We start from the raw sequence: 13052 nt of genomic DNA, 5'->3' as shown, positions 1-13052 counted from the left end.
CCTGCTTTACTTGATTAGTTTTGGGAATAATCGAATCCTGTTAATGTACCGTTGTTAGAGAATCCACAAACGGCAGCCGGATCGACAACAACTTCAATTAAATACGGTTTGCCGCTGTCAACAGCACGTTTTAACGCCGGCTTAATTTGGTTGTAATGGGTTACAAGCTCCCCGCGCACACCCATTCCTTCAGCCGTTTTGACAAAGTCAATGCCGCGTTCTTCATTGTCACAAAGTTCGTTTTTATAAATAAGGTCTGTATCAATGGCGCGCTCGCCATAGAACCAGTTTTGCTGCTGGCGAATCAAGCCTAAGAGTGAGTTATTCATACAGAACACGATGATCGGGATATTGTGCTTTGCAGCAGTCGCAAGATCTTGCAACGACATTCCTAACGAACCATCACCGAGAATGTTGACACATTGGCGCTCAGGGAAGGCTAGCTTCGACGCCATTGCTGCACCTAATCCCCATCCCATCGTTCCAGCACCGCCGGTAATTAAGAATGTTCGAGGTTCATACGTTTCAAATAATTGGTTTGACCAGATTTGACTAATTCCACAATCATGTGTTACAATAGCATCTCTATCTAAAAATTCTCTCAATTCTTTTAAGGCACGTTGCGGTTTGATTGGCAGATCTTCGAAATCTGTTTTCCGCGCGTGTTTCTTTCTTTCTTCTGTAAGGTCAATTTTTGCCGTGGCTTCCGCTGTAGCCGCCACATCAGCTCCAAGCTTTTTATAGCTTTCTGTTAATTTCACCATAAATGTCTTAACATCAGATACGACACCAAGTTCTGTCGGTACGACTTTGCCGATTTCTTTGTTATCGATATTTACGTGAATGATTTTTGCGTCACGTTTAAAGATTTTCACATCGCCGGTACTTCTGTCTGCGAAACGTCCGCCAAGGTTAATGATTAAGTCAGACTCAAGGATCGTTTTGTTTCCATATGGTGTATCAAGCATTGTTCCCATACGTCCGGCAAAAAGCGGATGGTCGTTAGGGAATGTATCGATCCCCATGCAAGTAGTTACAACAGGAATTTGCAAGGTTTCAGCCAATTCTTTCAATTCTTTTGTAGAATTTGAAAGAATTACACCACCACCGGAGACGAGAACCGGTTTTTTTGAATCTTTTAAAAACTCGAGCGCTTTTTCGATATCTTCATCTGTTGCTTGAGGCAATTGTTCTGGCTCGCTAGACGCAATCAATTCATCTAAATCTACCTCAATTTCGACTTTTTGCTGGTCTAAAGGAAGATCGATTAAAACTGGACCTTTTCTTCCTTTCGTTGCTGTTTCCCATGCTTCATGGATAAGTTCAGCAGCTTTTGCTCCATCAGTTAGCTGGTAGGCGGCTTTCGTTACCGGTTTTGCCATTTCAACGATAGGAGCTTCCTGGAATTGCATCGTTCCAATAAGCGTTGATTTTTGTTGGCCGGTTAAAGCGATCATCGGTACGGAATCCATCCATGCACCGTAAAGCCCAGTCAAGAAGTTCGTTCCCCCAGGACCAGAAGTCGCCGCACATACCCCAACTTCCCCGGTTGCCCTGGAATAACCATCTGCCATAAATGCACCGGTTTGTTCATGGCGAACGACATACGATTGAATCTTGCTTTTTTCACGGATTGCATCATAAACAGGTAAAATTGCGGCTCCCGGCACTCCGTAAATTTGTTTAACCCCTCTTTTTTCAAGATAGAACACAATTGCTTCTGCTGCGGTCATCTTTTGTTTTGCCACTCTTTATCTCCCCTTCAACTGATGTATTTTTCTAATAATCGATGTGATCGTATTTTCATCCCCGACATTTCCGGGAAAGACAATGTACGGGACATGTTTTAACCTCGCTTCTTCACCGGTTAAGAGTACAGGTACTCCTGCAGCCGCCTGGCCCAAAATCCTGGCCTTTTTAATTTCCAATCCTTGTGTCGCAACATCGCTTGACGTGATTCCACCTTTTGCCATAATGAAATTTGGCGTTACTTTTAATGAGCGGACGACTTCGACAAGTGTGGCGGAAATCGTCTGGCTGTACTTTAAATTTTCTTCCTTGCTTTTAGCCTTTATGACTTTACGGCTTGTATAAATGACCGTATCTTCTCCAGCCATTATCGATTCTTCTAACAGATTGCAAACTCGTGCAAGCTCATCGTTTTTCTTAGTGGAATCCAGGATATGTTCAACTTTAATTTCAATCGGCCGGACATGAATTTCTTTAATTAAATCCGTCAATTGATCTGTCGTTTTCTTTGTATGCGAACCGACAACGAGCAATCCCCCGTATCTGTGATCACTAGTCTTTGCAATCATTTCACCTGCGTCTAAATATGGCTTTTGCCCGATTCCACCGATTGATTTGACAAATGATGCTGCCGTCCGAAATAAAAATCGCTTACCTTTGTCAATCGCTTTTAATACGGCAAAAGAAACGATATCTAAATCATTGTAGTTGGCTGCATTGACAACGATTGGAGCGTTTTTTTCTGCAGAAAGCAATCGTTCTAACACTTTATCGACACCGCCTTGCCTGATGTCAGTGATTGAAATCGTCAAAACGTCGTCAGCAGCTTTTTTCCCTTCTGTTTTTTCCGCCACCCATTTAGGGAGATGGGCTGTGGAAAATCCAAAAACGGAGTCATTCGCAAATTCGGTTTCATGAACTGGTACGAGCATTTTTCCATCGACAATATAGTGAGTATCATCGAACGTATATCGCTTCCCTTCAAAAAAAGCCGGGATGATAAGATGTCCCGCGATTTCCCACCCTGATCTTTCAGCTAATACTTCTTCAATAACGGAAATTTCTAACGGGTAATGGCCCCTTAATGTTGAGTCGCTTCTGCTAATAACGGAAAAGTCAACACCCAGTTCACCCGTCACATCGATTAAATTACAGATGATTTCTTGATTGATTTGTTTTGTCACTTCAGGAGTATAGCTTCTTGTATTCGTTAAAATGTAAAGAACATTTTTATCGTCTGAAAGCCCTTCCCTGAGCCATTCTTTTTCCCAGCTTGTAATGACATCTACATCATGAACCGTTTGCACACCGGTTGGATCATCGTCTAATATGATCAACTTATGGTTCGTTTGCTTGAGTTTCTCTGAAATCTTTTTGCGCAGCGGTGAATCTACATTTTCATTTGATATATTTTCCATGATTTCTTCGTACATGGATTGAAATGTAATGCTCATTCTTTCTACCCCCTTTCAAGTTGATTGCCTATTCGAACTTTCCTTATTTGACTAATGCGATATCGATTAATTCTTCTGCAGTTTTGGCGATTCTTGCCGCTCTTAATTCGAAGAAATCCAATAGTTCTGGCATTTTTCCCGAAACACCGAAACGGTCGTTTGTTCCAACGCGTTTAAGTGGAGTTGGTTGTTGCTCTGCTAAAACTTCGGCGACAGCGCTACCCAGCCCGCCAATAATCGAATGTTCTTCTACCGTAACTACCCGTTTCGTTTTCGCTGCGGATGTTGTAATCGCCTCTACATCGATTGGCTTGATGGTGTGTACATGAAGTACCTCGGCTTGAATGCCTTTTTGCTCAAGCTGTTCGGCCGCCTTGAACGTTTCATCTAACATAATGCCAGTACTTATAAGCGTGACATCGGATCCTTCGCGGTATTTAATTGCCTTTCCAATTTCAAAAGGATCGTCTTCATTTGTCACAATTGGAACAGGAAGTTTACCCACCCTTAAATAGACTGGACCTTCAAAGTGATAGGCTGCTTCGACCGCTTTTTCCATTTCTAATGAATCTGCTGGAACGATGACGGTCATTCTTGGCAAGGAACGCATAAGCGAGATATCTTCAAGCGGCAAGTGTGTCGCTCCTTCTTGCGCAGCAGATGTTCCTGCGTTATGTCCGACGATTTTCACATTATTGTTGGAGTAGCAAACCGAGATTCGCATCTGGTCAAATGCGCGTCCGGTCAGGAAGTTTGCGTACGCATTCGCAAAAGGTACTTTTCCTGCAATGGCAAGTCCTGCCGCTGTCCCAACTAAATCACATTCTGAAATTCCTATGTTAAAAAAGCGGTTTGGAAAATTGTCTTTATAGAAATTTGTCATATTGGATTTCGCACAATCGGCATCAAGTACGACTAAATCGTCATATTGTTTTCCTAAGCGAATAAGCGCTTCACTAAATCCTTCACGAGGTGCTTTTTGCATTGTCATTTAAACCAACTCCTTTAAAGCCAATTCTAATTCCTCATCATTTGGTGCCAATCCGTGCCACTTATGTGTATCCTCCATGAACGAAATGCCTTTGCCTTTTACGGTATGGGCGAGAATCGCTGTTGGTTTTCCTTTGATCCGCTTTGCTTCCCGAAATGCTTCATCAACTTCATCAAGGTCGTGCCCGTTAATTTCTACAACATGCCAGCCAAATGCCCTCCATTTTGCGGCAAAATCTTTCATTCCTTTTACGTTTTCAACGAAATCATCCAGCTGAATTTTGTTCCAATCGATGATGGCGCACACATTGTCTAAATTATAGTGGGCCGTTGTCATGGCGGCTTCCCAAACTTGCCCTTCTTGAGATTCGCCATCTCCGATCATGACATATGAGCGTCTTTCTTTTCCGTCAAGCTTCGCTGCCAGTGCGACACCATTTGCCACTGATAACCCCTGTCCGAGTGAACCCGAGGAAATGTCGACACCAGGAATATGCTCTGCACAAGGGTGGCCATGCAATCGCCCGTCAACATCACGGAACGTCATAAGTTCTTCTACTGGAAAGAACCCTTTTTCTGCTAATACGGAATAATAAACCGGCGTGCAATGCCCTTTTGAAAGGAAGAAGCAATCGCGATCTTCCCAATCCGGGTTTTGCGGATCAACATTGATGTGATCAAAAAATAGAACCGTCATTAATTCGGTTGCAGATAATGAACCTCCCGGGTGTCCACTGCCTGCATGATGTGTCATTTTCACAATGTGCCGGCGAATTTGTTTTGTTAATTTCGTCAATTCTTCTTTTCTTTCTGAAGTTAACGCCATTTCATACTTCCTCCTTTGTTGCTTATTACAAAACGCCGTTTCTATTGTTTGCTTAAAAAAAGGAGCAACATATTCGTTAATTTTTCACAAATTACTTCTTGTTGCTTATTACAAAACAGCGTTTCTTATTAATCTTTAAAAAAATAATACCATTTGAAAATGATACTTTCAAGGGGTTTTTAAAAATTTTCTAATAATTAAAATCATAAAGGCATGGATCCATGCCTTTATGATTTTAATTATTGGTCTTATAGCCTAATCGCTCAGATACTTTTCTGCAAACATTCATGACTTGATCTTTTAAAGTATCAATGCGCTCTTCTGTCATTCTCATTGATGTTCCGGAAATGCTGATTGCTCCAACAACAGTTCCCCGATGATTAAAGATGGGGGCAGCAATGCATGTTATGCCCAATTCGTTTTCTTCCCTTTCAATTCCGTAGCCGTTTCTTCTAATTTCATCGAGATTTTTAAACAGTTCATCCGGATTCGTTATCGTATTTTCCGTATGCCTTGGAAGACCTTTTTGTTCAATGATTTCCATTACTTCATTTTTAGGGAGATAGGCAAGAATCGTTTTCCCTGCACTTGTACAATGCATCGGAGCCCGTTTTCCAACTTGCGAGTGCATTCTTAACGTTTCACTGCCTTCCAATTTCTCAATATAGACTGCTTCTTTTTGCGAATAGATGACCAGATGAATGACTTCGTTTGAGATTTCTTCTAATTGCCTTAAATAAGGAGTTGCTTCCTTGCGAATATCAATGGAATCTAATAATTTCGCGCTCAATTCTAAATATTGATAGCCCAATCGATATTTTTTCGTCTCTGCATCTTGCTCAATGAACCCGTGCGCGACTAACGTTGCCAAAATACGAAAAATCGAACTTTTATTTAATTCCAGCTGCTCAGCCAACTCGGTTACACCATAGCCGTCTTTTCTCGAACTTACTAATTTTATGATTGTTAATGCTCTGTCAATTGATTTAACCATACAAATCCCCTCGCTAACCCATCCAATCTATTTCTTTAATTACATCCATTATAGCTCATCCACCTTTATTAAACTAGAATAGTCTCGAAATTCTTGAAAAATAAGGGATATGCCTTCAAAGCACATCCCTTTAAGCGATTACTTTCCTTCTTTTATTAATAGTTCGTAGCCGGAAATGGTTAAAAAGTCTTCAAATTCTTCATTTCTCGTCAACTCTTCAAACCATTGTCTCGCCTGATCAAATTTGCCTTGCTCAAACGTTTCAACTCCAATGGACTGTTTAATTTTTTCCAGTTCCTCATCGACATATTGGGAAAAGAGCTCAAATGTAATCTTTTGACCGTTTTCTAATACCCCTTTTGGATGCCGAATCCACTGCCACACCTGGGCTCTCGATATTTCAGCAGTCGCAGCATCTTCCATTAAATGATGAATAGGCACTGCTCCACTTCCTCTTAACCACGCTTCCATATACTGTATTCCGACATTAATATTTGTTCTTAATCCCTCTTCTGTGATTGGACCAGTTGGAATTTCCAATAAATCTTCGCTTGTAATTTCAATATCCGCCAATTGTTTGTCCACTTGATTTTGACCAGGCATAAATTCATCAAATACACTTTTTGCAACCGGAACAAGTGCCGGGTGGGCGACCCATGTTCCGTCATGGCCGTTCGTCGCTTCCCGTTTTTTATCTTCATACACCTTTTCAATCGCCTTTTGATTTGCTTCCTCATCATTTTTCACGGGAATTTGCGCCGCCATTCCACCCATCGCATGAGCACCCCTCCTGTGGCACGTTTTTATCGTCAATAACGAATACGCCTTCATAAATGGACTTGTCATAGTCACGACCGAACGATCCGGCAGAATATAGTCTGGAAGATTGCGGAATTTTTTCAAATAGCTAAAAATATAATCCCATCTGCCACAGTTAAGGCCAACAATATGATCTCGCAATTCATAAAGAATTTCATCCATTTCAAAAGCAGCAAATATCGTTTCAATTAAAACGGTAGCTTTAATGGTCCCTATCGGGATTCCTAATTCCTCCTGCGCTTTGACAAATATTTTATTCCATAATCTCGCCTCTAAGTGGCTCTCTAGTTTCGGCAAATAAAAATAAGGACCGGATCCATTCTCAATCAATGTTTTTGCATTGTGGAAGAAATAAATGGCGAAGTCAAACAATCCTCCAGATACAGGCTCACCATTGATAAGGAGATGTTTTTCCATCAAGTTCCAACCACGTGGACGAACGATAAGGGTGGCCGTTTTATCATTTAATTCATATTTCTTTCCATTTGCCGGATTGATGTAGCTGATCGTTTTATTCACAGCGTCCCGTAAATTGATCTGCCCCTGCACAATGTTTTCCCATGTTGGCGAAGTTGCATCCTCAAAATCGGCCATAAAGCCATTTGCTCCAGAGTTTAGGGCGTTAATGATCATTTTTCGATCTACAGGGCCGGTAATTTCTACTCTTCTGTCTTGAAGGTCTTTCGGTACCGAACTAATTTTCCAATTCCCTTTGCGAATGTGTTCTGTTTCCGGCAGAAATTCTGGTAGCTTTCCGCGGTTAACTTCCGCCTGTCTTTCATCCCGAAGCTTCATTAGCTGCTGTCTTTCTTCTTCAAATTCAATCGCTAATTTCTTAACAAACTCCAGCGCTTCCACCGTTAATATTTCAGCAAAGCCCTGATCCATTTTCCCTTTAATTTCTACTCCCTGCAAACGATCAACATTGCTCGTTGTCATAAAAAAACTCCCTTCACTATTCTATCTTGAATTTCGTTGCTTATTATAGAACGTCGTTCCCTTTTATGATTGTACCAATATTTTTAAAAAAATTCAATTATTTCAGCCAAAAACACCTCATCTCTAAAGATGAGGTGTTTTTCGATCAATTAGACAACTGCTTTTTCTTTTACACGTGTAAACATTTGTTCATTTGTTATCTGGACCGGATAAACGGAAAATTCATGTCCAATACAATTTGATTCTAGATTTCCTTTCACTAAGACAAACGCGTTGCCATTTTCAATTTCGCCACTTGCATGTAGAAGGTCAACTGAAGATTCGATCTTTTTAACAATATCGCTAAATTCTTTCTCGTTTAAGACATTCTTAATAAAAAGGGCAAAGACGTTGCTTTCTTTAGATTCTTTTCGCTTCTCTTCCCTTTTTCCTGTCTTCACTTTTTCTTTATTTGTTGTTTTGTACACCGAAATTAAATCTTCAAGGATGGCACTTGCAGTTGGAAAAGCTCCGGCACCGGCTCCTTGCAACGTTAAATATCCGAGTAGATCCGTTTTTATTCGAACGGCATTGTCGACTCCTTCTACACCATAAAGCGGATGTTCTTGATCGACAAAGATCGGTGTTACTTGAACGTCAAGCGTTTCATTTATTGTAACGAGCTGTTTTAATCGCAATCCAGATTGTTCAGCAAGCAGCAGCTCTTCCGTTTGGACATCTTTAATTCCTTTTACCTGCACATGATCCCAATCTGGTTGCTCGCCAAACACCCAATCACATAACACCATCGCTTTATAAAAAGCGTCGATTCCTTCAATATCATTCGTTGGATCCGCTTCAGCGTATCCTTGTTGCCTGGCAATTTCCAGTGCTTCATAAAAAGATGAACGATGATTTCTCATATAGCTTAAAATAAAATTCGTCGTTCCATTAAGAATCGCTTCAACCCTCTCGATTCGATTAACCTGGAGCAACTCTTTAATCGTTCGCAAAACAGGAATTCCACCGCCGACACTTGCTTCATACACAAAGCGGACATCATTTGACTGAGCGATTTGCAAAAGTTCTTTTCCAGAGCGAGCAATTAAGTCTTTGTTCGCCGATATGACATGACACCCTGACTCAAGAGATTGTCTGATAAAAGTAAATGCCGGTTCCTTTCCCCCGATGGCTTCAACAACAACATCCGGCTTGTCTTTTTGAAGGAGTTCCTGAAAATTTGTCGTTACAAAAACATCTTTCGGCAGTTCCCTATTCTTAGTTGGATCTTGAATGAGGATCCCGGTAATTTCAACTGCTTTCCCTAATAAAGAGCTAAAATGACCTTTTTTCTCAACAAGCCCTGTAAATACCCCATATCCTACCGTTCCTAATCCCAGAAGCGCCACTTTAATGATTTGTTTTTCAATTCCCTTATTTTCTCCGTTTTTTTCATTCATTTTTATCCCTCCAGATAAGTATCAAGGTATAAAAAAACCCCTCTTCATAAGAAGAGGGGTTTTCGCTCGCCTCCTCTTATCAATCAGGAAAATTTTCCTGCAGGTATTAGCACCTTTTCAAACATTGTTTGAAGGTTGCCGGGCGTCATCGGGCCAGTCCCTCAGCCTCTCTGGATAAGAGTCCAATATATGTTATTTTTACTAGCATCTTAAATTAGTTAATAATGTAACACGGAGAATTTGAAAAAGTCAATGCCTTTTTCAGATTTTTAGTAAAAATCTTTTTTTAAATGGCATGTTCTTTTACATAACGATTCCACTTATGTTCGGCGCATTCTTTGCTGCAAGAGCGTTTATGCTCACGCTCGCATTCTTCGCACATAAGCAAATGTTTATTGCATTCAGGATTTCCGCACTTGACATAACGTTCTTCGGGCCTTCCACAATGGTAGCATTTCCCGACTATCCTTTCTTCACCCGTGCGGTTAACAGGAACGGAGATTCTTTCATCAAAAACATAACATTTTCCATCCCAAAGGGCTCCTTTCACCTCTGGATCATATCCGTAAGTGATAATGCCCCCTTCTAACTGGGAAACATCCTTAAATCCTTCTTTGATTAAAAAGCCGGAAAACTTTTCACAGCGAATGCCGCCAGTACAATACGTTAAAACTTTTTTATCTTTAAATTGCTCGAAGTTTTCCCGAACCCATTTCGGCAGGTCACGGAAAGTTTCAATATCCGGACGAATCGCTCCGCGAAAATGGCCGAGATCGTACTCGTACGTATTTCTCGCATCTAAAATGACGACATCTTCTTGCTGCATCGCTTCATAAAACTCTTTAGGTGATAAATGTTTTCCCGTCAGTTCATTCGGGTTAATGTCTTCTTCAAGGCTTAAATTCACAATCTCTTTTTTCACTTTCACTTTCATCTTTTTAAAGGCATGCTGGTCAGCCTCTTCGATTTTAAAAACGATATCAGAAAAGCGCGGGTCTTTTCGGAGGTCAGCCATATAGTGATCGGTTTGCTCCACCGTCCCTGAAACCGTTCCGTTCAGCCCTTCGCTCGCCACAAGAATGCGTCCTTTTAATCCTAATTCTTTACAGTAATTCAAATGTTCTTCCGCAAAGCTTTGAGGATCATCAATTGGTACATATTTATAATATAGCAATACTCTAAAATTCATGTTTCATTCCACCACCTGCTAAAATATCCTTCCCTATCATAACAAAAAACATCAAAAAAGAAAGTGTTCAAATGAGGAAACGTTTGAAAATGGAAAAAAATTTGTTGCAATCTCAAATCATCTGTTGTAAAGTTAAGAAAATTAAATGAAAACAACTCATTTCTTATCAAGAGAGGTAGAGGGACTGGCCCGATGACACCTCAGCAACCTTCAAGCCGCCGGCAAAACGCTTGAAAAGGTGCTAATTCCAACAAGTTCAGCTCTTATGGACTTGGAAGATAAGAAGAACGACTGTTATCGGTTTTAAAGTCTTCTTCTTATAGAAGGCTTTTTTTATTTTTCGTTACTACTTTAGAGGAGATGGGGAAATGTATAAAATCGAAACAAAACTCGCACAAATTGGAAACCGAAGTGAAAACGCTACTGGAACTGTAAATCCTCCAGTCTATTTTTCTACCGCTTACCGCCACGATGGGATCGGCCTATCAACAGGCTATGATTATTCACGCACGGGCAACCCTACACGTTGTCTTCTTGAAAAAACGATCGCCGACCTTGAAGGCGGGGACGCAGGCTTTGCTTGCAGTTCAGGAATGGGTGCAATCCTTACCGTGCTCGCACTCTTTCAATCTGGTGACGAATTCATCGTTTCTAAAGATTTATACGGGGGCACGTACCGTTTATTTGAAGAAGGATTCCGTAAATGGGGATTAAATTGTATTTATGTCGATACTTCCTGTTGTGACGAAATCGAGGCAGCTATCTCAGAAAATACGAAAGCGGTTTTTCTTGAAACACCAACGAATCCATTAATGGAACAGGCCGATATTCGAAAAGTTGCGGAAATAACGAAGAGACACCAAATACTGCTCATAGTTGACAACACCTTTTACACACCGCTTCTCCAGCAACCGATTAAAGATGGAGCGGATATCGTCATTCATAGTGCAACGAAATATCTGGGAGGGCACAATGATGTACTAGCGGGTTTAATCATTTCGAAAGGAAAAGAGTTAAGTGAATTGCTCGCTAAGCATCATAATGCATCCGGAGCCGTTCTCGGTCCGTTCGATTCATGGCTTCTCATGAGAGGCATGAAAACATTGGCATTGCGCATGAAACAGCATGAAAAAAACGCGAAAACGATTGTCCAGTTTTTAGCGAATCACGAAGCGGTTACTGATGTTCTTTATCCCGGAAAAGGCGGAATGCTTTCATTCCGTTTGGTGAACGAGTCCTGGGTCGACCCGTTTTTGCGAGAATTGAAACTGATCACATTTGCTGAAAGTTTAGGAGGTACGGAAAGCTTTATTACGTATCCTGCGACACAGACACATGCCGATATTCCTGAAGAAATTCGGATAAAAACTGGCGTATGCAACAGACTGTTGCGCTTCTCTGTAGGTATTGAAGATGTAAATGATTTAATTAAAGATCTTGCACACAGTTTAAGCAAAGTAAGTCAGGGGGTATTACAATGAGCGATAGTCTAGACTATACCTTTCAAACCCGGTTGCTCCATAATTCCAATAAATATGATCCGGCAACAGGTGCGGTAAGTGTTCCTATTCAACATGCATCGACCTTTCATCAATCGGATGTTGACCATTTCGGCAAATACGACTACGCCCGTTCTTTAAACCCAACACGTGAAGCGTTGGAAGAGACAATCGCTCAATTGGAAGAAGGTACAAGAGGGTTCGCTTTTTCTTCAGGAATGGCCGCCATCTCAACGGCCTTTCTTCTATTATCACAAGGAGATCATGCCATATTGCCGGATGACGTCTATGGCGGAACATTCCGAATGGTCACGGAAGTTCTCTCGCGATTCGGAATTGATCACACTTTTGTTGACATGACGGATATCAATGCGGTAAGACAAGCGATTCGTCCAAATACAAAGCTTATTTATATTGAAACACCATCCAATCCGCTCTTAAAGGTTGCAGATATTCGGGCTCTGTCTTCCCTGGCAAAAAACATCGGGGCATTTACCTTTGTTGATAATACGTTTTTGACTCCTGCTTTGCAAAAACCACTTTCACTTGGCGCGGATGTCGTTTTGCATAGCGCGACAAAATTTTTGTCAGGACATAGCGACGTCGTTGCCGGTCTTGCAGTAACAAATGATGAAGAACTCGGGAATAGACTCGGCTTTTTGCAAAATTCGTTTGGCGCCATCCTTGGCGTTCAAGATGCCTGGCTTATTCTTAGAGGGCTAAAAACTCTCCATGTACGGCTGGAACAATCGGTAAAATCAGCAAAGCAGATCGCAAATTTTTTACAGGAGCATTCATTGATTAAACACGTTTATTATCCGGGACTTTCTTCCCACCCGGGATATGAAATTCAAAGCAGCCAGGCGAATAGTCCGGGCGCCGTCCTCTCTTTTGAGCTAGGGAACGAAGTTGATCTCCGTTCATTTTTAGAACAACTTCAATTGCCGGTATTCGCTGTTAGTTTAGGTGCCGTTGAGTCGATTCTGTCTTTTCCGGCAAAAATGTCACATGCGGCCATGCCGAAACATGAACGTGAAAAAAGAGGAATATCCGACTCTCTATTAAGATTGTCGGTTGGACTTGAAAACCCTGAAGACCTTATGAAAGACCTCGATAAGGCACTTTTTGCATCTAAGAAAGTTTTTGCATGAAAG

At 41.2% G+C, this 13052-nt stretch carries 10 protein-coding genes and 2 riboswitches; of the genes, 2 read left to right on the top strand and 8 right to left on the bottom strand.

All coding sequences use genetic code 11. The features are described from left to right. Positions 1–14: 14 nt before the first annotated feature. The 8 genes from WD019_RS05310 to WD019_RS05275 form a co-directional block, all read right to left on the bottom strand. Positions 15–1748 carry a thiamine pyrophosphate-binding protein gene (locus WD019_RS05310; RefSeq protein WP_026677004.1) on the bottom strand — a complete coding sequence of 578 codons (1734 nt, stop codon included), beginning with the start codon at positions 1746–1748 and terminating at the stop codon, positions 15–17. A 3-nt stretch (positions 1749–1751) separates the two neighbouring features. Beyond that, positions 1752–3203: a four-carbon acid sugar kinase family protein gene (locus tag WD019_RS05305; RefSeq protein WP_425710852.1), complete on the bottom strand. Its 1452-nt coding sequence runs from the start codon at positions 3201–3203 to the stop codon at positions 1752–1754. Between the two features lie 43 nt (positions 3204–3246). After that, positions 3247–4194: a transketolase family protein gene (locus tag WD019_RS05300; RefSeq protein WP_425710851.1), complete on the bottom strand. Its 948-nt coding sequence runs from the start codon at positions 4192–4194 to the stop codon at positions 3247–3249. Then, positions 4195–5019, bottom strand: coding sequence for a transketolase (locus WD019_RS05295; RefSeq protein WP_026677002.1), 825 nt, complete (start codon positions 5017–5019; stop codon positions 4195–4197). A gap of 235 nt (positions 5020–5254) precedes the next feature. After that, complete coding sequence (locus WD019_RS05290) at positions 5255–6013, bottom strand: IclR family transcriptional regulator (RefSeq protein WP_026677001.1); 759 nt, start codon at positions 6011–6013, stop codon at positions 5255–5257. Between the two features lie 138 nt (positions 6014–6151). Further along, complete coding sequence (aceB, locus tag WD019_RS05285; RefSeq protein ID WP_425710850.1) at positions 6152–7771, bottom strand: malate synthase A; 1620 nt, start codon at positions 7769–7771, stop codon at positions 6152–6154. Between the two features lie 149 nt (positions 7772–7920). After that, the gene (locus WD019_RS05280; protein WP_425710849.1) at positions 7921–9210 is read right to left on the bottom strand and encodes a homoserine dehydrogenase; all 1290 of its coding nucleotides are present in this window, start codon (positions 9208–9210) and stop codon (positions 7921–7923) included. 73 nt (positions 9211–9283) lie between these two features. Then, a riboswitch (SAM riboswitch) is annotated at positions 9284–9391 on the bottom strand. Between the two features lie 105 nt (positions 9392–9496). Next, positions 9497–10399 carry a rhodanese-related sulfurtransferase gene (locus WD019_RS05275; protein ID WP_425710848.1) on the bottom strand — a complete coding sequence of 301 codons (903 nt, stop codon included), beginning with the start codon at positions 10397–10399 and terminating at the stop codon, positions 9497–9499. Positions 10400–10559: 160 nt separating this feature from the next. Next, positions 10560–10684: riboswitch (SAM riboswitch) on the top strand. Between the two features lie 83 nt (positions 10685–10767). Here WD019_RS05275 and WD019_RS05270 point away from each other — a divergent pair. Together WD019_RS05270 and metC are read left to right on the top strand one after the other, a co-directional pair. Then, positions 10768–11880 (top strand): methionine biosynthesis PLP-dependent protein, encoded by a 1113-nt coding sequence (locus WD019_RS05270; RefSeq protein WP_425710847.1) that lies wholly within the window; start codon positions 10768–10770, stop codon positions 11878–11880. Then, positions 11877–13049, top strand: coding sequence for a cystathionine beta-lyase (gene metC / locus WD019_RS05265; protein ID WP_425710846.1), 1173 nt, complete (start codon positions 11877–11879; stop codon positions 13047–13049). Before WD019_RS05270 ends, metC begins: the two co-directional genes overlap by 4 nt. Positions 13050–13052: the final 3 nt, after the last annotated feature.

This window comes from Fictibacillus sp. Mic-4, from assembly GCF_049843615.1.
In the GTDB taxonomy this organism is placed as follows: domain Bacteria; phylum Bacillota; class Bacilli; order Bacillales; family Fictibacillaceae; genus Fictibacillus_A; species Fictibacillus_A gelatini.
Note: the sequence above shows the minus strand (reverse complement) of the source record. Positions and strands in the feature narration are given on the sequence as shown.

Excerpts from the sequence above, each read along its gene's own strand:
- WD019_RS05305 (WP_425710852.1), bottom strand. The coding sequence starts at position 3,203 with ATGAGCATTACATTTCAATCCATGTACGAAGAAATCATGGAAAATATA.
- WD019_RS05300 (WP_425710851.1), bottom strand. The coding sequence starts at position 4,194 with ATGACAATGCAAAAAGCACCTCGTGAAGGATTTAGTGAAGCGCTTATT.
- WD019_RS05295 (WP_026677002.1), bottom strand. The coding sequence starts at position 5,019 with ATGGCGTTAACTTCAGAAAGAAAAGAAGAATTGACGAAATTAACAAAA.
- WD019_RS05290 (WP_026677001.1), bottom strand. The coding sequence starts at position 6,013 with ATGGTTAAATCAATTGACAGAGCATTAACAATCATAAAATTAGTAAGT.
- aceB (WP_425710850.1), bottom strand. The coding sequence starts at position 7,771 with ATGACAACGAGCAATGTTGATCGTTTGCAGGGAGTAGAAATTAAAGGG.
- WD019_RS05280 (WP_425710849.1), bottom strand. The coding sequence starts at position 9,210 with ATGAATGAAAAAAACGGAGAAAATAAGGGAATTGAAAAACAAATCATT.
- WD019_RS05275 (WP_425710848.1), bottom strand. The coding sequence starts at position 10,399 with ATGAATTTTAGAGTATTGCTATATTATAAATATGTACCAATTGATGAT.
- WD019_RS05270 (WP_425710847.1), top strand. The coding sequence starts at position 10,768 with ATGTATAAAATCGAAACAAAACTCGCACAAATTGGAAACCGAAGTGAA.
- metC (WP_425710846.1), top strand. The coding sequence starts at position 11,877 with ATGAGCGATAGTCTAGACTATACCTTTCAAACCCGGTTGCTCCATAAT.